Origin of the sequence: Paenibacillus sp. PastF-3 (assembly GCF_029893135.1) — a bacterium.
Classification (GTDB): domain Bacteria; phylum Bacillota; class Bacilli; order Paenibacillales; family Paenibacillaceae; genus Paenibacillus_AQ; species Paenibacillus_AQ nitricinens.
In genome coordinates, this window is record NZ_JARXWM010000002.1 from 363,592 (window position 1) to 387,712 (window position 24,121).

General features: G+C 41.9%; 15 protein-coding genes. 3 read left to right on the forward strand and 12 right to left on the reverse strand.

The window, feature by feature from the left end; all coding sequences use genetic code 11:
- Positions 1-7: 7 nt before the first annotated feature.
- From M2444_RS05660 to M2444_RS05670, 3 genes are read right to left on the reverse strand one after another with little or no spacing between them, the layout of a single operon-like run.
- Positions 8-1,387, reverse strand: a complete 1,380-nt coding sequence (locus M2444_RS05660; RefSeq protein ID WP_094869265.1) for a carbohydrate ABC transporter substrate-binding protein — start codon at positions 1,385-1,387, stop codon at positions 8-10.
- Positions 1,388-1,409: 22 nt separating this feature from the next.
- The gene (locus M2444_RS05665) at positions 1,410-3,053 is read right to left on the reverse strand and encodes a response regulator transcription factor (RefSeq protein ID WP_280786486.1); all 1,644 of its coding nucleotides are present in this window, start codon (positions 3,051-3,053) and stop codon (positions 1,410-1,412) included.
- Positions 3,031-4,833, reverse strand: coding sequence for a cache domain-containing sensor histidine kinase (locus tag M2444_RS05670; RefSeq protein ID WP_280786487.1), 1,803 nt, complete (start codon positions 4,831-4,833; stop codon positions 3,031-3,033). The genes M2444_RS05665 and M2444_RS05670 overlap by 23 nt, the downstream gene beginning before the upstream one ends.
- Positions 4,834-5,006: 173 nt before the next feature.
- On the opposite strand from M2444_RS05670, the gene M2444_RS05675 reads away from it, so the two are divergent.
- Entirely contained in the window at positions 5,007-5,852 is an 846-nt protein-coding gene (locus M2444_RS05675; RefSeq protein ID WP_280786488.1) for a lipase family protein, read from the forward strand.
- On the opposite strand, the gene M2444_RS05680 is transcribed toward M2444_RS05675, so the two are convergent.
- The 4 genes from M2444_RS05680 to M2444_RS05695 form a co-directional block, all read right to left on the reverse strand.
- Positions 5,800-8,334 (reverse strand): GH39 family glycosyl hydrolase, encoded by a 2,535-nt coding sequence (locus tag M2444_RS05680; RefSeq protein WP_280786489.1) that lies wholly within the window; start codon positions 8,332-8,334, stop codon positions 5,800-5,802. The two genes, M2444_RS05675 and M2444_RS05680, sit on opposite strands and share 53 nt — an antisense overlap.
- 123 nt (positions 8,335-8,457) lie before the next feature.
- The gene (locus M2444_RS05685; protein ID WP_280786490.1) at positions 8,458-10,158 is read right to left on the reverse strand and encodes a glycoside hydrolase family 3 protein; all 1,701 of its coding nucleotides are present in this window, start codon (positions 10,156-10,158) and stop codon (positions 8,458-8,460) included.
- Positions 10,159-10,196: 38 nt separating this feature from the next.
- Positions 10,197-11,567: an MFS transporter gene (locus M2444_RS05690; RefSeq protein WP_280786491.1), complete on the reverse strand. Its 1,371-nt coding sequence runs from the start codon at positions 11,565-11,567 to the stop codon at positions 10,197-10,199.
- Between the two features lie 515 nt (positions 11,568-12,082).
- On the reverse strand, positions 12,083-12,424 hold the full coding sequence (locus M2444_RS05695; protein WP_179281539.1) for a DUF4181 domain-containing protein: 342 nt from the start codon (positions 12,422-12,424) through the stop codon (positions 12,083-12,085).
- Between the two features lie 413 nt (positions 12,425-12,837).
- On the opposite strand from M2444_RS05695, the gene M2444_RS05700 reads away from it, so the two are divergent.
- A complete protein-coding gene (locus M2444_RS05700; RefSeq protein ID WP_256990691.1) occupies positions 12,838-13,074 on the forward strand; it encodes a flavodoxin domain-containing protein in 237 nt (78 codons plus the stop codon).
- A gap of 173 nt (positions 13,075-13,247) precedes the next feature.
- Here the strand turns inward: M2444_RS05700 and M2444_RS05705 are convergent, their stop codons facing one another.
- Entirely contained in the window at positions 13,248-15,317 is a 2,070-nt protein-coding gene (locus M2444_RS05705) for a serine hydrolase domain-containing protein (RefSeq protein WP_280786492.1), read from the reverse strand.
- Between the two features lie 84 nt (positions 15,318-15,401).
- Positions 15,402-16,124: an MOSC domain-containing protein gene (locus M2444_RS05710; protein ID WP_280786493.1), complete on the reverse strand. Its 723-nt coding sequence runs from the start codon at positions 16,122-16,124 to the stop codon at positions 15,402-15,404.
- Between the two features lie 205 nt (positions 16,125-16,329).
- Between M2444_RS05710 and M2444_RS05715 the strand changes: the two genes are divergently transcribed.
- Positions 16,330-17,793 carry an ATP-binding protein gene (locus tag M2444_RS05715; RefSeq protein ID WP_280786494.1) on the forward strand — a complete coding sequence of 488 codons (1,464 nt, stop codon included), beginning with the start codon at positions 16,330-16,332 and terminating at the stop codon, positions 17,791-17,793.
- 406 nt (positions 17,794-18,199) lie between these two features.
- Here M2444_RS05715 and M2444_RS05720 read toward each other — a convergent pair whose 3' ends face one another.
- The 3 genes from M2444_RS05720 to M2444_RS05730 form a co-directional block, all read right to left on the reverse strand.
- A complete protein-coding gene (locus tag M2444_RS05720) occupies positions 18,200-18,490 on the reverse strand; it encodes a hypothetical protein (RefSeq protein ID WP_280786495.1) in 291 nt (96 codons plus the stop codon).
- Between the two features lie 393 nt (positions 18,491-18,883).
- The gene (locus M2444_RS05725) at positions 18,884-23,365 is read right to left on the reverse strand and encodes a coiled-coil domain-containing protein (RefSeq protein ID WP_280786496.1); all 4,482 of its coding nucleotides are present in this window, start codon (positions 23,363-23,365) and stop codon (positions 18,884-18,886) included.
- Positions 23,352-24,110: a DUF6063 family protein gene (locus tag M2444_RS05730; protein WP_094874508.1), complete on the reverse strand. Its 759-nt coding sequence runs from the start codon at positions 24,108-24,110 to the stop codon at positions 23,352-23,354. The genes M2444_RS05725 and M2444_RS05730 overlap by 14 nt, the downstream gene beginning before the upstream one ends.
- Between the last annotated feature and the right edge of the window lie 11 nt (positions 24,111-24,121).

Below are 24,121 nucleotides of genomic sequence, written 5' to 3' on the forward strand. Positions count from 1 at the left end.
AACAGGTTTATTCTTTAGAAGAACTTAATTCCCGCACACTCTTGGTTATTTTCTCAACCTCATCTTGCCACTGTTTAACAGTCAGCGTATTGCTCATTAGGCCAGTTATGGGGTTCCATATTGCCTCTACGTCTTTGATAACTAGCTGCGATGCTTGTTTCCATTGAAAAACAATCGGCGCTACATCTTTTTGAGATATTTGAACGGAATCATAGAATATTGGAGAAGTGTATGGCTTTACGATTTCCAGACCATTTTTAACCGTGACTATCCCTTTGGATTTCTCCGCATTTAATTGAACGATATCATCATTGTATTGATAACGCAGGAACTCCTTGGCAAGTTCAATATTCTTCGCCTTGGCGGGAATAAACAGGCTATCCAAATAGGACATGACATACCTCTGATCCCCCTTATTGAACACTGGTGGTGCGAGAAAACCAAATTCGAAGCCTTCTTCGCGTGGAGTGCCTTTCATTTCATTCTCTATCCATATTCCGCAAGGAATGAACAATGCCTTACCTTGTAGAAAAGCAGCCTGTGCTTGCGTATGGCTTAATTTAACGGTTCCTGGCATGACATAACCTTTTTGTGCAATAGCACTTAACACCTCGGCTATTCGCCTGACGGAATCGGACCTAAATGCATCCTTCTCATAATTTTCCGCCTTCCAGACGTCTTCCATCCCCCCCACAGATGCCACCGACGGCCAGAAAATAGACTCTAAATAACCCGGGAACAAACCTTGGTAGGTGAATAGTGATCTTCCATCCTTCTTAGCGAGCTCACCTAACTTCAAGAATTCATCCCATGTCTCTGGGAGCTTCCAGCCTTTTTTCTCAAAAAGAGTCTTGTTATAGATTAGCCCCATTGGAGAGGTATAGAACGGTGCAGCATAAATTTTCCCATCCCCTAAGGGATTAGCATAATCTAAAATACCATCCAGCATTTTATTCTTAAGCGGTACTTGATTATCGAGAGCATTCCCTTCAAATACATCCGTCAAATCAAGTAATAATTTATCTCTCAACATTTCTTCAATCATACCTGTCGTCTCACTCTGTGAGATATAAATGATATCGGGTGGATTGCCAACGGCGATTTGCGGTTTAAGTATTTCCATGATCTTAGGGCTTGAAGTCAAATTAACAGTTACCCCTGGATAGTCTGATTCAAATTGTTGTTTCACCGCGAGCCAATAATCCTTTCCTTGCCCTCCCTCAAATACAGCTAAGTTCAGAATTTTATTCGCAAACTCATGTTTCACTTGGGAGGATTGCATTTTGTTCAGGCTCGAATCCGAAGGAGTACATCCTGCGCTAGCCCATAATAATAGGATCACACCTGCGAATATTAAACTATTTTTAATAGATTCCACATATTTCATAACAGGTGTCTCCTCCTTGGACTTATTTAGTTGCGAGTAATTTCTTACGGAAATCTGAAGGACTAAGCCCTACGATCTTCTTAAATACTCGATTAAAATAAAACGGATCATCTATCCCCACCTGTGAAGCCACCTCTTTTATCCTCGTATCCGGAAGCTTTAACAATTCAATCGCTTTATTGATTTTTAGTTCATTCATATATTGAACAATGCTTCTACCCGTATCTTGCTTAAATACACGACATAAATAATTAACATTCATATTTACTTCTTGAGCGAGACGGTCAAGCGTTATTTTATTCTCAACATTCTCTTGCAGAATCTCCGTGATTCGAAATACTTCTTTGCGATAAATATTGCTTTTAACTTGATACAATAGATTAATGGCTTCCTGCATCGCTTGCTCAATAGTTAGAATAAGCCCTTCCATAGACTCAGATTGTGAAATATCACTCTCAAAACTCTCTAAGAGTGTGGTTGCCCCTACCCTATTTTGTTCAGTGGACGGTAGTACTTGTGTGTTCCATTTTAAGATCATGTTGTCTAGGTCAGATAATAAACCCAAAAGGTGAAATTTTAAGGCTGACGGGTCCCATTTGATTTGTTTTGCCTCATTAAATAATATGCTTATGTTCTCCAATACTAGCGTTGTATTCCCTACTTCAACTGCTGCTTTGACTTGATCCAGCCATTCCACATAGTTAATGGAGTGTAGTGACTGGGTTAACTTTGAATGCCCAGCAACTAAGACAGATGCAGGCCCTGTATAAAAGTTGTAAGTTGATGCTCGCAGACACAAAGTGTATCGTTCTCTCAACTGCTTCAAACCTACAAATGCATCACTTAATGTAATGCTGACACTTAAATTCAAATAAAGCTTAAGCATCTGCACTAAGTTATTCATTAACAGTAACCAACTGGGTTCTTCAAAATAACCGCTCTGTTCATAAACTATAACAATATACTGATGACTCTCCATCTCTATGAAATCAAATGCAAAGTGATCTGACACGGTTTCTTTCACAATATTCGCTATAGAAAAGCTAAGTAGTCTCTTGTTATTAATTTTACCGTTACTTAGCGCCTCCACATAATCATCGATTCTTATCATAATAAGATTACCAGCAAGTCTATCGAAGGGTATCCCGTACTTCTGTGTTTCTTGCATCAAATAAACCTTGTCCTGCTCCTGATCTAAAAGAAGCTCTCTCCATATGCTGTTCCGTTGCTGAAGCTGCGTTTCATTAAGCTTAATTTTCATATGAATATCCTGTTCTTTAAGCTCTCGTTCCGTTAATAACTGCTCCGTGATCTTAGTCAGCAGAAGAATCAGCTCATCTGGCTTAAGCGTCAGCTTCAACATATAATCTTCTGCTCCAAGTTTCATGGCTTCCCTCACGTAAGCATAATCATCATAATTACTAAGCACCACAAACTTCCCAGTGAATTTCCGTTCGTTGAGCGTTCGAATTAATTCAAGTCCATCCATGTTAGGCATCACTAGATCCATAATCACGATATCGATCGGTTCTGTCTCTATGACCTCAAGAGCTTTGTATCCATCTGCAACAGCACCCATTAATTTAAAACCATATTCATCCCATTTAATTAGTGTACTGAGTGCAATCCTCACTATTTTCTCATCATCCACAATTAGTATCCGCATCAGCTGAGTCCTCCTGAAGTGTAGAAATATAAGGTATCGTGATGATAACATCCGTGCCTTGATCAGGCTTACTCCAAATCTCTAATCCATAGGGGTCTCCATAATGTAATTTGATTCTCTCCCGCACATTTCCAATACCGATATTTGCTAATCGATTCTCTGAATGATTATCTCTAAGCTGTAATATCTCCTGTAACTTTTCAGCACTCATCCCTTTCCCATTGTCGCTTAACTTAATCTTTAACACCACTCCGTTCAATTCAGCAGTCATTGTAATCCTAGGTTCCATATTCTCACCGCTTAGTCCATGAATAATCGAATTCTCTACAATGGGCTGAAGCAAAAATTTCAACACTTGAGTATCTAATAACTGTTCAGGAATTTGCACATCAACCTGTAAAGACATCCCGTATCTAATTTGTTGAATAACGACATAGTTCTTGATGTTCCGAAGCTCTTCCCCTAGCGTTATCCGTTCATTCTTCTGAACAATTGTACTTCGAAGTAATTCAGCCAGTGCACCTAAACCATTGCTTACACTATCCGCTTGACTTAGCATCGCCGTCCATTTTAACGAACTCAATGTGTTAAATAGAAAATGCGGATTAATTTGTGCCTGCAACATTTGCAGCTCAATCCCCCTCTTCTGTGCCTGTTCTTGTTCCACACGCTCGATCAATAGTTTGATTTCCTCGATCATGGCTTCAAATTTCCCTGAAAGATATCCGATTTCATCTGGATGCTTGTCGTTTATTTCTACCTTTAAATCACCTCGCATGACCTGGTTCATTCCACTCACTAACTTCTTAAGGGGTGTGGAGATACTAATAGAGATGAAGGTTGCAAATAAGGATGAAACAACTACACATATGACGGCAATGAAGAACATTTCATTTCTAATCTCCACAGATCCCATATTCAAATAGGCTTGTGGAATTAAACTAATTACATTCCAATGAAGTACCTCATTATGTGTATTTAAGAAAAAGTAGGGTTCCGCCCGCAGCGTTACTATCCCCGTCTCCATACGGGAATTAATCAAATGATTTAAAGTACGATTAGCTTCCAAATCTTGATCCGAATGAAACAGGTGATTGTTGCTCGTCAATATTTCTCCTGCATCATTCATAATGATTTGTTCACTACCCTGTCCCATATTAATGCTTCCAAACAAAATCTGTGAGAATAATTCCTCATCAATTCCCATAATGACGAACCCCACAGTTTCGCCTGATCCATATGAAAGTGGAATCCTCCTAGCCAATGAAAGGATATTATCACCAGCTGTCGTATGGGCTGTGGTCCAGATATCCGCACTTTTATTCTGTTTGGCCAGAGCAAATATTCGCTGTTTATCCTCTGTAGTAAATTCTTCGTATCCATAATCGTACAGAACTTGTCCATTATTAGTTAGAATCTGTAGTGTTTTGATTGTAGCAAACAACCAAAATTTATCGCTTAACACAGTGTCTTCAAACTTCTTATGTATGTTACTAATATCAAGATCACTCAATCTATTGTAGCGGAGCAGGGCTTGCTGAATATCTCCATTCAACATGATTTGATCAGCGAAAGTCTCATATTTTGCCACTTCTGTTCCGATCTTGCTTCCTAAGAGGCGTAATATATCATTAACAAAGGTAGTTGTCTTAGAGGTGATTGCTTCATTCGATTTATGGTAAGCCAGAAAGCCGAAGGTACATAGTGGGATAATAGCAAGCAGCAGAAATGAAATCATTAAGCGTCGCTGAACTTTTGACTTTCGAAGTAATTTAATCATTAGCGTACACTAAAGTTAGATTCATATCGTAAAACCTCCTAATAACAGATCATCTGAGGTAAGTATTCAACGGTGTACCATTTAGCCCTTTCACATTAGTACAGGGTCTCGCATGATATAGGAATCTCTCCCTCGTCCCCCTAATATAGTTTAGGAAGAAGGGCGGGATACACATGGGTACCAAAAATGATCAAGAGCAAAGGGCTATCTTTCTAGCTGCTATCTGCGGACAGACCTATGCGCAGTTCTCAAATAAAGACGGTTCGTTCGTCGTTCCATCAGATTATCAGATCGTGGATACGATTGAAGCAAGATCCATCAGCGATGTGTGGGAACGCTTTGGATTTATTTTGGAATCTCCACAAGAGATTATCGTTGCCTTCCGCGGAACCAGCTCCACAACCGATTGGATGTCAAACGTTATGGCCTCACAAGAGAGATTCAATTACATTAAAGAAGATACCCTTACCCACCGCGGTTTCACGAATATCTACTCATCAGCACGCGATGGGATTATCTCTACACTCGCTAAGTTATCTCCCGATAAGACCTTATACATTACTGGTCACAGTCTTGGCGGAGCACTCGCCACTTTATGTGCTATTGATCTTGCGGCCAACACCTCGCACATCTCACCTATTCTGTTCACCTATGGCTCACCACGTGTAGGCGATCCGAACTTCGTTAATGCTTTTAAACAATATGTCCGCAAGAGTTACCGTTATGCCAATCTCTTTGATGTTGTTACCTACGCGCCTCCACATGTATACAGGCTACCTAAACGGGAAACGAAGTACTATTACAGTCATGTCCATACTTTTTTATCACTGTCATTCCAGAATGGATCGGCAAGTAGTAATCATATGATCAGCTACTATTTCACAGAGCTCTCCAAGCTTCAACCGCAGTACTCCGAGGAACTTTGTTTAACAAACTCTGGATTCTGTCCAGTTGTAAATCCCCCCATCATAAGCGCATCAATTCCACCAACTGCACCTCATGTGGAGACAATTTACTAATTAATGAATAGGTGCTCGTTATTTCGACTTGTTCAAAGGTCAGTTGCGGGCAGCTCGCTTGCTTCAAATAATTAAGGGTGTCAGCATCAATAGGATGAGGCGCCCCCATTCGTACCCACAGGTCGAAAACGCTTCCATTTTGTCTGTTAATTGTATGTCTTTTGATAGAATACGAGCCTGGATGAATATCTGTAAGCTCCAACGTCAACTCTATATCTCCAACTTCTTCGAACACATCGTATCTATTCGTGCGATTAATGAGCGAGGCATCACCTTTTTGGTACAATGAATCGATATGCGCATAAGCATACATCAACACCTGCAGCCCCATATCACTGCTAGTAACGTAATATCCTTTCCCTTGATGAATGAATTGGCGGCCTAATTTTGCAAGCAGTTTAAACGCATAGAAGGATGGCTTTGGTATTCCGTTATACGTCATCAGCCCCTGACCTCCATGAAACATTTCTGACGACATTTTGAACTCCTCTAGCAAATCCGTAGCCGTCCAATAACCAAAACTATGGAGACCATCCATATTTTCCAGAACATTTTTCACGATATAGGCTGCCTTAAAGCATGTATCATTCACTAAATCGCGGTGAGAGCCTGTGGCATTCCATTCTGTCATATGCAGTTCAGGAACATCCCTTCCCATAGCTTCAGATACGGTTTTCTTCAATTTTATAATGACTCGCGATAAATATTCTGTATCTGCTGAAAGCTCTATTTTCTGAAACAACACATCCGGATTCTCTTCATAATCCACCTGAATCACTTGAGTTGATCTTAACGATTCATCATACGGATAACTGTGAAAGGATATAAAATCAGGCTTTACGCCTCGTCTGCACACATCATTCATAAACCTTGTCAGCCAATCTGACTGCATTAACGTAAAAGATAAAACACCTGGCCCCCCTACCCATAGCTCAGGATCTATGGATTTGATGATTTGAAATGTTGAAATGAACAGCTCACAGTAAGCTTCATAAGTATCTGGCCAAAAAATATGGATTTCCGGTTCGTTCCACACCTCGAAATACCACTGCCTCACTTCATGAATGCCATATCTATGGATGTAATGCGTAATAAACTGATGGATCATCTGATTCCACTTACCGAGGTCCTTAGGACTACCCACCAAGCTCTTTTTATAAAAAACAGAAGTAGCTTCCTCTCCCGCAAGCTGGCGTGGTAAAAAAGAAAGCTCTAAAAACGGTTTCAATCCGGAACACAGTAAAAAATCAAATAATGAATCGCTATAAGCAAAGTTCAGGCTTACTTCTCCCCGCTCATTCTCGCCATAAATCATCATCTCATCATCAAAAATACCGTGAAACCGTATATACTGAAACCCAATTTCCTGTTGCATTTGCTTGATATGTCTTTGTACCTCTGCAAACAATACCTCTTTGGCCTTTCCCACCGTCATGAGCTTCTTCCAAGTATGCGCAAGCTCCTTACTTTGGTTAGACTTTACCGAAATCTCATGGGTCTGCTTATATATAGGAAGGGCCACTGGTAGATTGGAAGCAGCTGACAAATTTTTGTTAGGGAGATATTTGAATAGCGACTCAAACGCCTGTGTGGGATTCATGTCAAAGTAGTTAAACTGGGCCACACTGCTTTTCTGAAATGAACTGCGTCCGTCCAAGATAGTCCTCCGGTATTCTCCAGGTGTCTGTCGATAGAACTCTTTAAACACCGCATTAAAGGATTTCAGATTGGGAAACCCATGATCATGAGCGATCTGTGTAATCGATAGATTGGTAAGCGTCAAATCTTTTACAGCTTTATCCAAACGCACCGCATTCACATATTTGGTAAAGGAAGTACCCATATACGCTTTGAAAAAACGCGACAAATACGGAACAGTCAAATACTCCTGAAGGGCCAATTGCTGGATGTTAATTGCCCGATTGTAGTTCTCTTTGACATAAGAGGTAATTCGCAATAGCCGTTCTCGATGCTTATCATCCTGTTTCTCAGGACTTTGATCCTGTTCACGAAATCCTTGCATGAGTAAATAAGTTAAATTAAGAAGACAGGACTGTATCCGTAAATGATACCCTTGTGGGCGCTTATTGTGGAGAAGCATCATCTCAGCCAGCAATGTACGAAGTTCATCAAACTTAGATTGTTCTTCATAGCTAGAAGCCGCAGAATTACAATTGAATAACATTCTTTCGATCTGAGGTTCAATCAGAATTAAATAAGAAACTGGAATTTGCAGCGCTAGCACCAAATTATTCTCTTCTGCTTTAATCGCATGAATTTCATTAGCATTAATCAAGAACAAATCTTCTTCATTTAACTCTCTAAATCTGTCTTTTGTGAAAAGCTCAAGTTTCCCCTTGAGCACGAATAATATTTCAATGCTATCATGCCAATGATTCGGGACCTGATGGGTACTGTGCAAAAACATGTGGACCGGAAGATGATCGTCCATCTCAATATTTTCGTAGGTGTAGCTTTGCAACTAGCACCCTCCTCTCACTCTCTCAATAGATGTCTTTTGTCCTATTATATTATAAAAAAAGCGATTGAATAGAACTATCCTATTCCATCGCTTGATACTATTACAGATCTCTATAAATTCTGATTATAGTTGTGTATCCCAATAGCCACAAAACGGATCCACAGGATTAACTCCTTTAAAGGAGGAACGCCCCACAAGCTTCTCAATCAGAGCATCTACCACATAATTACTTGGTGAATAGGCATTAATAAACGTTGGTATACGCGGGACGTCGATCAAATGATAGGGATTCGCTACAGAAATGAAGATTGTTGGCATTTCTTGAATAAACCATGGCATGTCTGCCCCAAATGGAGGTGCCCAATTAATCCGTACAACGGTTTGATTACTATGGGTTTCCAAATTTGAAATATAGACCGCAGCATCATAATGATCCGTTAACGCTTTTACACCTCCAAACATGGTACTGAAATCTACTTCACTCTTATTAAAGAGCGTTACCTCGAATCCTTCCTCTTTTAGCTTGGAAATGAAGTACGGTGCAATATCTGCCCCTCCGAATAAACCTTCCTCGCCCCCTAGTGTGAATACCAGTAGACGTTTGTGACTCTCAGGACGGATTGGGAGCATCTCCTGTGTATCCTTCACCAATGTAACTGACTCATCTGCACATTCCTGAGCCCAACGCACATGCTCTTCGCAAGCAAGGGTGGCAAGGGCTTCTTTTCCTGGAACGAGCGTGCCTTGTTGTTTCTTCTTATGAAGTCCCAACGCAGCTTTCACTGCAAGAATACGAGTCACTGCTTCATTCACGCGCTCCTCTGTCAGAATGCCAGTCTCAATTCCTTTCATCATATAGGCAAAGTCTTCTTCTAAACTCTTGTTAAAGAGGAACATATCACAACCCGCAGCTATGGATGTCGGAACCGCTAGCTCCCGCTTCATGGCCATTGTGAATCCTGCCATTGGTGTAGCATCTGTAGTAATCAATCCATTAAAGCCGAGCTTGGTACGCAATAAATCATTTAAAAGCTCAGGAGCTAACGTTGCAGGCATAATTTCCAAATCTGTAATTCCCGGACGTAATTCTCTGGAATAGGCAGGATGAGCGATGTGCCCTACCATGACCGTATGTGCGCCAGCTTCTATACAATCCGTATATACCTTCCCAAAGGTAGCATCCCACTCTTCCACTGAAAGTGAGTTAATAGAGGTCAACAAATGCTGGTCCCTTTCGTCAACGCCATCTCCAGGGAAGTGTTTAATAGATACCGCCATGCCATGTTCTTGAATCGCTTCGGTATATGCCTTGCTCATGCGAGCTACTCTCTGCGGATCAGAACCAAATGTTCTAACGTTGGTTATCGGGTTACGAAAATTATAGTCGATATCGAGAATGGGTGCGAATGCCCAGTTACAGCCTACAGCACCACCCTCCCGCGCGGCAATGATGCCAAGTTTACGAGCCATTTCGGTGTTATCCGTTGCCGCCACTTGCAGCTGCTTACCGAAGAAAGTACCCTCTGCCGCAGAACCATTACCTCCTGCTTCAAGATTAGCAGCAATTAGAAGAGGAATATCTGATGTATCCTGCAAGTAGCGATGTGTTTCTTGCACCATCTTGCCGGGACCGGGACGGAACATAATCCCTCCAATCTTAATCCCTTGTGTCAAAAGTGCCAGGTGTGCCTTATCATCGGTGAAACCGATCGGGCAAAATAACTGCCCGACCTTGCCTGCCAAATCCAGAGAGGCTAAGGTTTGTTCTACCCATTTAATCCCTTCATCATCTAGATGAAAAGGCTTTGCCTTCAAATCAATCATTTCTCCAACCTCACTCTCTCCAATTTATTTATTGGAATTCATATGTTTAAGCAGCCATTCGCGGTAGAAGAATTGCGACGTTCCTCGAGCTCACGCATCATAACGGGTTGATCCTTGTCAAGACGATAGAACAACAGCAAAGTAATCATAATAATTTGGCCAATAATCGGTGCCCACAAATAGTTAAATGAAATCGCAGCTAATGCTGATTCTGGCTGCGCCGTGGAGTTAGCTACATAACCACCCATCGATAATATCACTCCACCAAGTGCTCCACCGAGTCCCATCCCCACCTTAACCCCAAAACTAGCAGCTGAATAAAGTAGGCCTTGTGCCCGAACACCTGATTTCCACTCCCCATAATCAACCGTGTCGGCCATCATTGCAAAAATCAGACCTGCTCCAACTCCCATGCCAAGCCCGCTTATAAGAAGCCCTGCCAACAGCACCGGAACAGAAAGGGAGTTCCCCCCAGTAATTGCAATAAGGTAGCCAAGGATAGAAACCACTGATCCCATAATAATGGTGTTCCTTTTCCCAATTTTCTTTACTACAAAAGGAGCGATCACCATTGAAAATATCATCAACAATTGCATCGAATTCACGATAGGAATGAGTTCAGGCTTTTTCATATAATAGGTCATGTAATAAATGCTGGTCTGTCCTTGTATCGATGTTGTGATCCACAGGAACAAGCTCATCAGAAGCATGATCAACCAAGGTACATTGCCTTTGAGCGCTTTAACACCTTCTCGCATCGGAAGCGGTTTTTCATCAATGGCTTTTACGCGTTCTTTAGTGTTCGCAAACATGTTTAGAAACAGCAGCAGTGCAATGCTTGAGAACAGGATCATGGTGACCAGAAACCCCTTTGCTTGATCGCCGCCACCAAAAGCTTTCACAAGCGGCATCGTTCCAGCACTAACTGTAACAACTCCAATCACGGCGAATATCATACGAACCGTATTGATCACTGTACGTTCATTAGAATTACTAGTCAGACTTGGCAGGATTGCAGACAGTGGTAGATTAATACCAGAATACATAATACCAAGCACGGTATACGAAATGTATGCGTATACAAGTTTACCCGTATCACCAAAATCCGGCGTCAAAAACATAAGTACTGCAGTTAAGCTGAAAGGAACAGCAAGCCAAAGAAAATAGGGTCTGCATTTCCCCCACTTTGTTTGCGTACGGTCAATCATGACACCAATGAACGGCTCGACAATCGCGTCGATTACCCGTGCAACAAGAAATACCACCGCTACCGCACCTGGGTTCAGACCAAACACATCCGTATAGAAGTACATAAGGTAAAGTGTTGTCATCTGGAATATCAGATTTGACGCAGTATCCCCTAGCCCATAACTAATTCGCTCTCTCCATGGCATTTGATTTTCATTCATACTGCCATCCCCCCGCGTCGCATTTTGTTGGCGCTTTCTTAATTGCATTGTACTGAAGCTGATTCTTTTACACTGTCCGTATTTTAACGGAAATAGGGGGCATTTTTATCTTTTAACAGAGCGGAAGCGTTAGGCTAACTATTAGGATACAGATCAACCTTAAAGAGCCTACAGAACAGCAGCATGCAAGTAATTGTAATAAATGCTCCAAATAATTCATCCGTTGCAAAATGATCTCCCATAATCACTCGGCTAGTCGAGGGGCTGATTCCCCGCACTTCCGCACAGACAAGCAGAATCTCCGCAAATACCAGCCCATACCCACGCGTTAAAAGTATAAAGCTCCATTAATGAATTCGGATAGGCGAATAATAACTAAAACTAGGGTAGATTTTAACCCTCCTCTTATGTGAAAAAGTGATCAATAAAACAAAAGGATCGTTTATCTACAATAAGCAAAAAAGCCTAATCCCTTGTGCACGTTGGCAGGAGGTTAGGCTTTATGGTTCAAACGATTAGAAAAGGAAATAAACTAACACCACACCTTCGACTACCAAGATCAGTGAAACGATATGTTGTTTCGTATGCTTTAAAAATTTCCAATCAATAAATGACTGAAATCCTAGGGCAATAATTATAAATACAATCCAAAACCACTTCATTCCCGTCCCCTGTACACCATCAGCTATCATTATTACAATTACTGAAATTAATCCAATAAGTCCGATTATTAATTTGCCTTTTATATTTAGCTCATTGCCGTCGTCAGAAAGTTTTTCTTTATCCGGACCAACAATCCATATTCTAAGAAAATAACCAGAAAAGGCAAGGATTAATATTAAAAATGGAATGATCATTCCTGTTGCCCCCATCCTAAGAAGTTATTCATATTTATTTCTTATCATTAATTCTTTGATTTCTCTTAACTCATTTAATATTTCTTTTGAAATTTGTGTACTTCTAGAGTTATCGATGCCTAATTTAATCACGAATACTCCAAGCAAAAAATAGATGACTAGCATTACGATGATACTCAACTTATCTCCACTCCCCTCTTTATCGTTTGATTCTTAAAAGATGCAGTTCGCGATAGCGTAATTATTCCTATGATACCATAATAAGGGTGTGTGATTAACGCATGAGAACTTGTTGCTAACTTGACAAAAGATCTGCATTTTCGATAGTATGGATAATATCTTGATTATCAAGATATTAAATTTACGAGGGTGGTTTGAAACCTGAACAATTTGAACTGAAAAGAGGGACCACAATGGCAGTACTTATTCTATACGCTACAAAATCAGGGGCAACAGAGCAATGCGCAAAGGTATTATCCGACGAGCTCCCTCAGAGTAAGATCTGTAATATTGAAATAGAGAAGCCAAGTCTTGAGGCATTTGATAGCATTATTTTAGGTGCTGGAGTAAGAGACGAGAAGATATATAAAGCGATTCGTGATTTTATCAAAAAAAATAAAGATGAGCTACTAAATAAGAAGATGGGCTAAGGCTCCCAAAGAAGGTACTGATCAGCTCAAAGGGATTTTTGTAGATAAAATAAAAGAGTTTTCTAAGAATTTTAAATAGAGGAATATAGAATTTTCTAATAAAAATCCTGTTATCCAGATCAATGATCTGGATAACAGGATTTTTTTATAAAATAGAATTGAATGGTTTATTACTACTTGATTGTCAATTCAAACTTCGCACCCACATCGCTTACAAATACAATTTTCCCGTTACTCGGAAGTTTAACTTGCGTAAGACCACTGACAGTAGAGAAATCTACACACACACCATTCGCATCATAAACAGCAAAGGAACCTTTAGGTGGTAGCCCTACTGTCATCAACTTGCCTGATGCTGTCTCAGGTATTTCATACCATCTTGCATATCCATCTGCTTGAATGGTTACCAATGATTGCGGGCCGGCATAGATAGGTTTAATCGCATCCTGTGTAATAAATAATTGGTTTCCAACCTTGAGATACTCCACACCCTCTTTATTGTCAAAAACAATATCCGCAAGATCGCGCCCACCTAAAGTTGGAATTTGCACGGTCATTTCAGCTTTATTCGGCCCGGTTATTTTATTCGAGCCCATATAGCCCGGTGCATCAGGGAACATAGCAATTCCAGCTACTGGCATACTCATGTAAAATTGTGAGCTATACTTCTCGCTGACATCAAAATACAATTTCCCTTGACGCTGCTGCCAAGCTGACAAGACCTCATTGGATAAAGCATTCGCCTCTAGCTTTTCAGCTGCATATTGAGAAAGAGCAGTCTCACCAAGCCCTGGAATGACCCCGTACCCTTGAATCCAAAGGTAGATGCGACCATTGCTTTCCTTCACAAAGCTAACTTTATTAGCACCCGCTGCATCTAAGAATTCACCGTTTGTATTATACGAAAATTTCTGAGCTGGAAATGTAGGTGCCATAATCGAAGATATACTCAGTTCCCCAGCTTTTGTAATCTCTATCTTCATCAGTTGTGTAGAATCAGCATAGACACCAGCATAATCCAGCAATTCCTGCGGCATAGCCTCTTTGTTCGAAGCTTTAAATGTAGGTGTAGGTTTTAGTTCCTTGATAACACCCTTTTCTTGTAGCGCACTGAGCAATATTTCGTTAGCAAGCATCTGATCAGTTGAGCTATCCCCACCAGAAGATACCACAGCTGCTGCCATCTGCTGATCAGGCAATATGACAAGTGAAGTATGATACAGAGTTGTATCCCCTCCCTTTGTCAGAGCTTTGATCTCGTACTGATTGAATGGATATAAATTCACACTGTCCCAGCCCAATCCGTACGCAAACGAATTATCTTTTCCTTTCGGCCACATTCCACGCTTGTACTCCTCTTGCTCCATCGCTTTTATTGATTTTTCTGACAGAATCCCCTTCGATCCTCCAGTGAAAATAGTTGCAAAACGCACCAAATCTTCAGCCGTAGAATAGATGCCCCCTGTTCCAATCACGTTAATCGTCTCTTGGGGTAAGGCGGCAGGGTAGGTAGCATTATATACACTTGCCAGCTGTCTAGAATCCACAGAATCTACTGGCGTTTTCGTATGCCCAAGCCCTAAAGGACCTGTAAAATTCTGATGGATGAATGTGGTGAAGTCCATTCCACTGACTTTCTCAACAATCAACTCCGCCAGCGTAAATCCATCATTACAATATACTGAGTAGGCTCCTGGATCTGCCTTTAGACGCTCAGTTGTCAAAGTCGCTAGCAAGTTATCTTTGGCGATAGAATCAGAATCATTGAATAAGAAAGAGTTTGATAAGTTCGAACCCCCTAGACCTGATGAATGATTCAGCAGCATTCGTACGGTGATTTGCTTATAACGTGAATCTTCCATCGTAAAATGATTCAGATACGATACGACAGGTGCATCCAAATCTACCTTTCCTTGATCAACGAGCTTCATAATAGAAGCGGTCGTATACATTTTACTCGTCGAGCCAATTCCATACATCGTTGTAGTGCTTGGTGCTGTCTTGCTCTCCACATGGCTGTATCCAGCTGTGCCGCTCATAACGATATTATCGCCATCGATAAGAGCATATTGGAGACTTGTCGTCCCTATCTTTTCCGTTAAGAATGCTGCCTTCTCTGCCGCGACCTTCTGAGTGTTCACATATGTTTGCGTTTTGCTACTATCTGCTGCTAATGCATTCGTAGGAAGATAAACTACTAAAAGTAAAGATACCATCAACAGGGATATTATTTTCTTCTTCATACATTCCCTCCCGCTATGAATTTTCCATTCCTTTAAAGGGTAAATTATCCACATGGGAATGTAAAGGAACGTTTATATCATTATCTATTCCATTAATTCTACTTTGTCTCCGATTCTGATTTCCCCTGTCTTAACTACAGAAGCGTAAACTCCGAAGTGTAGTTCAAACTCTTGGTTTAGTTTTTTCAATAATTTAGGGTCTCTTTCCTGACTATCCGGGTCCATCGTGATAACCATACATCGCTCACAAAAACTATCTACCTGTAGCTGAACATCTCCTATGGAGAGCTGACGGCCGATCCAATCCCCTTCGAAAAGCGATTCATCGCTTAGAGCTATAACAAAGTTCCCACGAAACCGGCGCTGATCTAAGGAATGTCCCCACGCAGCCTCTAGCTTCTTCAAACTAGCATCCGTAATGAGTAAAATACTGGCACCATCCACCGATAACAGTTGCGGGTGCTCTGGCTGTGGATGTGAAGCTTTTATACTAGACATGGAAATTCGCGTTTTAGTTTGGCTTTGGATTTCTTCCAATAAATGCTCATCCCACCCAAAGGTTCGTCCATCCGAAGCCCTTACATGAATTTCTCCATTGATAAATTGCGCTTGGTAGGTAAGCATTTTAGGATTATTTCTAGCCGTAAAATACCGCCACCAGCCCTCTTTTGACTCATCATAAAAGGCACAGAAGCGATCCCCTAACATTCCATACGGTTCTATCACACAGGTTTCCAATCGTTCACCTGCAAATGACTTGACTGGATAACGATTAATATCTCGGATTTCACCAACGATTGATTGCACGGTACAACCCCTCCACTTTCTAAAAATACAACATATCCCTACATTCTACCTGAAGTCGTTTGACTCCTGCACCCTTATTTTCTTAACAACACATAGCTATTTCAAACGATTCTTGTTTACATAAAAATTTATATATTTTACTAGAATATATGTTTTATACTATGACTATTACAGATAGTGGAAACAATATGAGAGGTGAACAGTAGTGCGGCCCATTGAATTCCAAAATTTTGATTTTGCTTTTACACATGCTGTAATTGGAATGGCTCTAGTTTCGTTAGATGGAACGTTCCTAAAATGGAATTCAGCCCTAAGTAACCTGTTGGGGTGCGATCATAACGAGTTAATAACACCTTCACCATCTGTCCGAACTCTTCTAAGTCAGATCCATGACATTGCTGAGCTTGGAAAGTCTCTTTCCTCTATGAACATCCATCCGCATCGATTCCAACAGGCCTACTACTTGCCAACCGGACAGCAGTTATCCATAGAGATCTCCATATCTATCGTTTCGGATGCTAATGGTGCACCCCTATATTATTTCACTCAATTTGAGAACAAGACCTTGATCAGGCAAATAGAAACTCAGCTGCAAGAAGCGGAGTGCAGTCTATTAGAAAAAGATAAATCATTCCTGCAACTCCTGGAGGGATTACCTCTGACCGTTGTTGTTACAGTAAAAGGAATTATTCAGTATGTGAATTCAGCGGGCTTACAGTTAATCCATGCGGAGAGCCTGAATCAATTAGTGGGTACATCCACTACTAATATTGTAGACCTTACCAATCATGGAATCCTTCAAGAACGAAGGGAAAGATATTACAGTGGTGACACGATTGGCTCTGTTTGCTACTTAATTAATTGCTTAAATGGTCAGCAGAAATTTGTGGATGGATTCACACTACCGATTATCTTCAATGGAAGCATGGCATTTATCGGAATATTTAAAGATGTCTCTCAGCAAATGTTGGAAGAAGAAAGGCTAATCCAATCCGAGAAATTATCTACCGCAGGGCAATTAGCAGCTGGAATCGCGCATGAAATCAGAAATCCCCTTACCGCCATTAACGGCTTTATGAAGCTGCTTCGCTCTTCCGAGCGCATGAACGATAAATATTTTTTCATCATCGAATCAGAATTGAAACGTATCGAATTTATCGTCAACGAGCTGCTGGTCTTATCCAAGCCACAAACGACTCATATCAGTAAACCTGTGGATTTATTATCTTTACTAGAACAAGTCACCACACTAATGAATGGACAAGCTGCACTGAAAAATCTAAAGATCCTCCCTGTCTGTACAGATCACTCCATATGGATCCATGGTGAGGCTTATCAGCTGAAACAGGTATTTATTAACTTACTTAAAAATGCGATGGAAGCAATGAATAGTGGAGGAAATATATATATTCATGTGCTTACAAATGAAAGTGAAGCCCGAATCAGTGTGCAAGATGAAGGTTGCGGGATGACAGAGGAACAGATTAAAGCACTTGGTAAGCCATTTTATACGACAAAAGAAACAGGAACAGGCCTTGGCTTTATGATCACGCAGAATATTGTACATAATCATGGTGGAGCGATCACTGTAGAAAGTTTTCCTGAGCAAGGCACTACATTTACGGTAACCATTCCAAAAATTTTAGAGCCAGAGGAAGCTGTCATATAACATAAGAAGTTCCGCAATGAATGATCCTTATTCATACTAGTATCCATACCTTCGTAGTGAGGTTCCGCTTAACGAACCATAGTGCACTTATTCCTAATAACAAGCCCCTTCCCGGGTAATTTGGGGAGAATAACGGTGCTGGCTCGTTTACGTTACCGGCGGCACATTGTATTCGATTTTTCGCATACATTCGGCTCGTTTACGTTACGGCGGCACATTGTATTCAATTTTTCGCATACATTCTGCTCGTTTACGTCGGCGGCACATTGTATTTGGTTTTTCGCATACAATCGGCTCGTTACGTTACCTGTGGCACATTGTATTCGGTTTTTCGCATACATTTGGCTCGTTTACGTTACGGCGGCACATTGTATTCGATTTTTCGCATACATCCGGCTCGTTTACGTTACCGGCGGCACATTGTATTCGGTTTTTCGCATACATTCGGCTCGTTTACGTTACGACGGCACATTGTATTCGGTTTTTCGCATACATTCTGCTCGTTTACGTTACGGCGGCACATTGTATTCGATTTTTCGCATACATCCGGCTCGTTTACGTTACCGGCGGCATATTGTATTCGATTTTTCGCATACATTCGGCTCTTATACGTTACCGGCGGCACATTGTATTCGATTTTTCGCATACATTCGGCTCGTTTACGTTCTGTCGGCATATTGTATTCGATTTTTCGCATACATTCGGCTCGTTTACGTTACCGGCGGCATATTGTATTCGATTTTTCGCATACATTCGGCTCGTTTACGTTACCGGCGGCATATTGTATTCGATTTTTCGCATACATTCGGCTCGTTTACGTTACCGTCAGCATATTGTATTCGATTTTTCGCATACATTCGGCTCGTATACGTTACGGCGGCACATTGTATTCGATTTTTCGTATACATTTCTCCGCAGTCTCGAAATTTTATTAATTCTATTATAGTAAGCATATACGCCTTCGGCGTCCTTTGAGACCGGTAAACGTTATAAGCGAGAAAGATAAGGATAATGTATAACGAAAAAGAAGCTCCAGCAGCATTATGCTACTAGAGCTTCTTTCAATATGAACGCTGGTAAACGCTGCTGATCAAAAAAGCGAAACAGGAATGAGCTTTCTTCCTCCCTTGACTAGGGTGGATTCTAACATGTCCCCTTTGACACCCCCGAAATAGAGCTGCCAATACACACCAAAGCGAACGCTGACGTCATTCTTCACTAGCTCCGGTGGCGTAACAATCAACCACTGAAATTTGAGCGCCTTAGAAATTTCAAATACAGGATCAAGCACGTTATTTGAAACCATTTCTCCAAATGGATTGTCATATAAAAAGACCGTCCACCCTTTGTTCTCACGATTTACACGTTTATGTGTCATGATCATCATTGCGACCAACAGTTGTACCGATTGGCGCTGTCCGCCACTGCCGACAGCCTCATCCAGCGCACCCCGATTGATGATTTCCCAGTCGGAATAATGGTAGTCTTCCGGAGCGGCGTAGAGGAAGTAATTTTCCGTTACCGGTTTATATACCTGAAGAATCGGAAAGCGATTCTGAAGCGCCGCATAGACGATTCGTCCGTCATTGATAACCTCTTTGATTATAAGTGTTGGCACTTGTTCAATCTTCGGATATTTCGAAAGCAATTCATGGATACACCGATTGAAATAGTCGCTCACCATCGGCTCTACCTCATCGCTTGTTCTGGGTACATTGATATTTTTATAATTCAGGCGTACCAGCGGGAAGGCATAATTATTCTCATTATGAATAATCATCCGACGTTCCATTCGTTTCATAATATCAATGATTTGTACTACACGATAAGAAGCCCGGGCTACCCACATTTTGCGGGAAAGACCCATCTCTTCCTTATCGCTTTGGATGCTCTCAATCTGATCACGTGAACTACGTAACATCGAATCTAGGACTTGCTGAGCAATCGCGAAGTTATCCCAATGAACCGTATTTAGACGATCTAGAATCTTGGTCTCCAGTTCAGAATTCCGTTCATTCTTAGCGAGTTTTCCGGTTAATGAATTTTTCTCTTCCTTCACCTTTCTGGAGACCTCGTCCCGTCTAACGCGGCTATCCTTAATGCGAAGAAGCCAGTCAGCAACAAGAGACTCGCAGCTTTCTCTAACGCTCAGCATTAAATCTTCTGGCACAGTCCGTAGATTAACCCGATCCTCAATATGTGCATTCATGATCTTGATTTGATTGGATAACGTCTGAATGAGCGCATCCATTCGATCCAAAGATCGTTTACACTGGTTAAGCATAAGCTCATTCTCTTGGATACGTTCCTGAATGTCCGCCTCTTTTTGCTCGAGTAGCTCATTCCAAATTTCCACGGCACGCTCATGTTTCTCTTTGATTCCTTTCTCTACCTTACGCAATTCCTTCTGCAAATTCTCCAATTCGGTCTGGCAGCGGATGAAAGAGTCGTGAATCATCTGATAGTCTTCTTCCAGTGAAGCAGTTTCCGACTTTTGACGGTTTCTTGCAGCCATAATGGATTCGGTAGATTCTGCAGGTTCTGTCACCTTCCGCCAATGCTCATACACTTGATTCAAGCTGGCTTCAAGCTCGGTTAGATTCTCGCTTGCCGCTTTGATCTGGGCGGCTCTTGTTCGAATTTCAAGCTCATTCTCCGTCAGTGATTGCTGCAGGCTTTCAACAGTACTAAGCTGCTGCAACAGAAGATTCTGTTCTACGGGATCAATTGATGTGACTTCCACATCATCTGAAAGCTGGTGATATGTCGGAAATACAATCTCAGGAAACCAATGCTGCAGTCTAGGAAATAGAGCATATTTGGCATCTCCCGTCCATTTCTCACGTTCTCCGCCAAGGCTTACCATTTGCGCTTCAAGATGCTCGAGTTGCTTGTCCTTACTCGCAAGCTCTTTGCTCACTAAACTCTTACGATCTGTATACTTTTTCTTCTCCTTTTGATCCTGTTCATGTTTCTTCGAACGTTCAATCCAACCTTGCAATGCTGCTGCTCTCTGCTCATGCTCTGCACTAAGCGCTTTATTCTCGATAAGTTCCCGACCGATCCGAGCAAGTGTACCCTCGTTCTCATCTATCTCATTGTCCAGATTGATAAGGCTCTGCTGAAGCTCACTTTGCAATTTCATAAGGGTATTTCGTTTGGCTGTAATCGTCACAGTGTTCTCTGTTTGATATAACCGCTCATATTCCTGACGCACAGATTTCAGCTTCGATAAATAAGCCTCCGCGTCCTGAAGCACTTGTTCTTGCTCCTTAAGCTTCGCTTGAATACCGCTCTTAAAGTTAAAGAAACGGTCTGGTTCCAGTACCATTTGTGGCCCTTGGTTCGCAAAAAGGTTAAATGATACTTGATCTGAAGCTGCCATCTCTTCACGAATAAAAATCGGCACCGCTGATTTCAACAGTGTATCCTTTAGCAGATCCGGCTTGATTTTATCAGCTTCGCGACGAGTTACAATGAGGCTATAAGGAAGGAGTGGATGGCGCTCCAGCTCTTCCTCACGTTCAAGGTATGGGCGATCATTTAAATAGGAACTGCCCGGTGTGGATTGAATCTTAAGCGAATCAAGTGTATCCTTGACCGCCAGAATATCTGAATTCGGCAGCCAGTAGGATTGATTCTGAAGCTCCACGTCCATGAGCTGATTGTAGTAATCCCGTCTGGAACGTTTCGTTTGCTGCTCCACTTCATCCATTTTTCGGATAAATCGTAGTTGAATAGCATCTTTTTCTTCAAAAAGGCCAGTAGCTCCCAAACGATTATGTTCATCAAACATTTCCAGCAGCACAACAATCTGTGACCATAACTGTGATTCTTTATAGGTCTGTGTATCAAGCAGTGCCCCAAGCTCGTCTGCCTCACGTTCATAAGAACGATGTTTCTCGCTAAGCTCGGCATGATTCTTATGCAATGTCAGCTTTTGATTCTCAGCCTCTTTTTGCTGTTCCTCTAATGCTTCCATATCCAGAAGTATCGTTTTGGCAGCTGAAATTGTACGTTGAAGCGCCGCTACCGAAGCATGGGCAGCTTCCTGACCATGCTGGGCTGCGAATGCTCCGAGCTCTTCTGAATATTGCCGAATAGATAACGTCAATTCATTAATCTGGATATCGAGGCCTGCTAACTCCAGCAAAAAGCTCTCCCGCTCCTTACGCAGTCCTTTTTCTTCAGTCGACAGAGCTCGCTCCGCGGTTCCAAACCCTCTGATCGTTTGTTGCCAGAGGATGAATACCACATCCCATTGTTTCCGAAGCTTTTCCTTGGCAGCCTGAATGACCTCTTGACGTTCTTTCATCTCCAGAGAACCTTCAATCGCTTGAATCTCTTTCTGCCACTGCTCAATTTGTCGTGTATGGAGCATACGTTTGGCCAAGAAATGAGCCACTTCTAGCTTCTTCTCCTGAACCTTGGAATCGTCCAGTCGTCCACGTGCCCGTCTCTGATGATCACTGAGCTTGTTAAACTCTTCCTGTTTCAGTTCCATTTCTTCCTTGCTGCGTAAATACTTGAGATTGTCCGTCTCAAATCGCAATTGCTTCGATTCCTGATAACGCCCAGCCAGTTCATTAGCAACCTTACTTCGCTCTTCCTCCGCATTCCTCAACTCTTCATGGATAACCGTATAGATCTGACGTCCACGTAGTACCGTTTCTTGAACAGTGCTCTCTGCCTCTACTCCTAGCTTCACCAGCTCGTATAAAGGTGCTGTCATTCCAAGAAACTCTGTGTAGACTTGTTCCCGCTGTTCAAGCATCGGTAGGCGCTGAGCTACTGTCGCCGTATCGATAAACATCCGTTGCAGCGTATTGTCTTCTTCTCGCGGTGACTCATTCAGACTGGAGCCGATCTCAGGAATAATTAGCTTTTCGAATAAGTTATGGTTGGTAAAGGCATCATTCTTTTTGAAATAACCTTTGATACCGCCCTCTTCCCCATTGATTCGCCGCATATTGCGCCACTCAGCGATATGGATATCCCGGGTAGCCAGGAAATCATAATATCTTTTTAAATCCGAGCTATGGCTACCGAAAGGTACAATCTCCCCCCGTCGATCTCGCACAAATTGCTGGATCGTTTCAAAACTCGTAGGTTCAGCAGTCTCTTCATCAAAAAGCGGCAGCGTCGAAAGGGTAAGTTCAGACGTTTCGCCGTAATCAGTAAGTGCATACAGCAGGTAATCCACTTTAATATCCTGCTGATCCAGCGAGTTATGTGCGGTCATAGCTATACCCGTCGTCATATACACATTACGCTCAGTGTTGTCGAGACGCCATTCGATCGCTACGTGAAAGGTATAGGGTTTAAGTTGTTTTTTATGGTTATGAAAAAATGCTTCCACCTGGTTCTCACTGTCTTTTCCCCATGGTGTTTTGGGCATTAATAACTGAAATATGGATTGCAGCAGGACGCCTTTCCCGCCACCATTCATAAGAGTAATCAGCGTGTTGGATGGTCCCTCTTCGTTACAGAGGTCCAGAATCATATCATCATACTTCTTGAGCATCTTCTCGTATTTAAGCCCTGTTATCCGTATGCGTTCAATCCGCGGCATAAGTAGCACCGTCTTTCTCAGCTAAAGTTCGTCCGATGAGTTTCTTTAATTCCTGATACCGGTCGACATCATGATATAAATACCGCATTCTTTCGTAAAGCTCTTCCCGCGGGAATATCCGCTTCTCTGACTCCGAAATGAACACAAGCTTCTCCTCTTCCAGGAGTTTCATGCCTTCATGGATCAGCCCAATACGTGAGCCTGCCCCTCTTGTCAGAAGATCACTTTCTTCCTGACTCTTAGTTTGCATATAAAGGTTGGTCCACACTTTAGACATCGCTTGGATATCCAATTGCCACTGCTGGCTAAACCGACCTTCAGCATCCATCTGCATCCACGCTTGAAAGAGAGAGGACACCTGATCAGATATCTGTATGTAGGACATACTGTCTTGCCCAGACTTAAAGTGAGTTTCGTCCTGGTCCATCTCAGCCAGAAAAACAAGGATAATGATATTAATGATATGTAAATGAGTTTTGCGCTCAATTCGTGAATATTTGTTCTTCAACTGGGTGAAGTTGGTAGCGAACACTGACCCGAGTGGATTGACCAGCAAATGGAGACGGTGCCCGGAATTCATCACTCGGCAGCCTGCTTCCTTAGCAACATATTGTAGTGCATCATAGGTTCCTGCATCCTGAAGGCATTCTGCCGCCGCCGGATCATCGAGAGGGATTACTTTTTTACGAAGTAATTCAAAAAATAGCCGTGATGCTTGCTGTACCTGTTCTAATGTATAACTCATGCTAGTAACTT

Excerpts from the sequence above, each read along its gene's own strand:
- M2444_RS05660 (WP_094869265.1), bottom strand. The coding sequence starts at position 1,387 with ATGAAATATGTGGAATCTATTAAAAATAGTTTAATATTCGCAGGTGTG.
- M2444_RS05665 (WP_280786486.1), bottom strand. The coding sequence starts at position 3,053 with ATGCGGATACTAATTGTGGATGATGAGAAAATAGTGAGGATTGCACTC.
- M2444_RS05670 (WP_280786487.1), bottom strand. The coding sequence starts at position 4,833 with ATGATTAAATTACTTCGAAAGTCAAAAGTTCAGCGACGCTTAATGATT.
- M2444_RS05675 (WP_280786488.1), top strand. The coding sequence starts at position 5,007 with ATGGGTACCAAAAATGATCAAGAGCAAAGGGCTATCTTTCTAGCTGCT.
- M2444_RS05685 (WP_280786490.1), bottom strand. The coding sequence starts at position 10,158 with ATGATTGATTTGAAGGCAAAGCCTTTTCATCTAGATGATGAAGGGATT.
- M2444_RS05690 (WP_280786491.1), bottom strand. The coding sequence starts at position 11,567 with ATGAATGAAAATCAAATGCCATGGAGAGAGCGAATTAGTTATGGGCTA.
- M2444_RS05695 (WP_179281539.1), bottom strand. The coding sequence starts at position 12,424 with ATGATCATTCCATTTTTAATATTAATCCTTGCCTTTTCTGGTTATTTT.
- M2444_RS05700 (WP_256990691.1), top strand. The coding sequence starts at position 12,838 with ATGGCAGTACTTATTCTATACGCTACAAAATCAGGGGCAACAGAGCAA.
- M2444_RS05705 (WP_280786492.1), bottom strand. The coding sequence starts at position 15,317 with ATGAAGAAGAAAATAATATCCCTGTTGATGGTATCTTTACTTTTAGTA.
- M2444_RS05720 (WP_280786495.1), bottom strand. The coding sequence starts at position 18,490 with ATGCGAAAAATCGAATACAATATGCCGACAGAACGTAAACGAGCCGAA.
- M2444_RS05725 (WP_280786496.1), bottom strand. The coding sequence starts at position 23,365 with ATGCCGCGGATTGAACGCATACGGATAACAGGGCTTAAATACGAGAAG.
- M2444_RS05730 (WP_094874508.1), bottom strand. The coding sequence starts at position 24,110 with ATGAGTTATACATTAGAACAGGTACAGCAAGCATCACGGCTATTTTTT.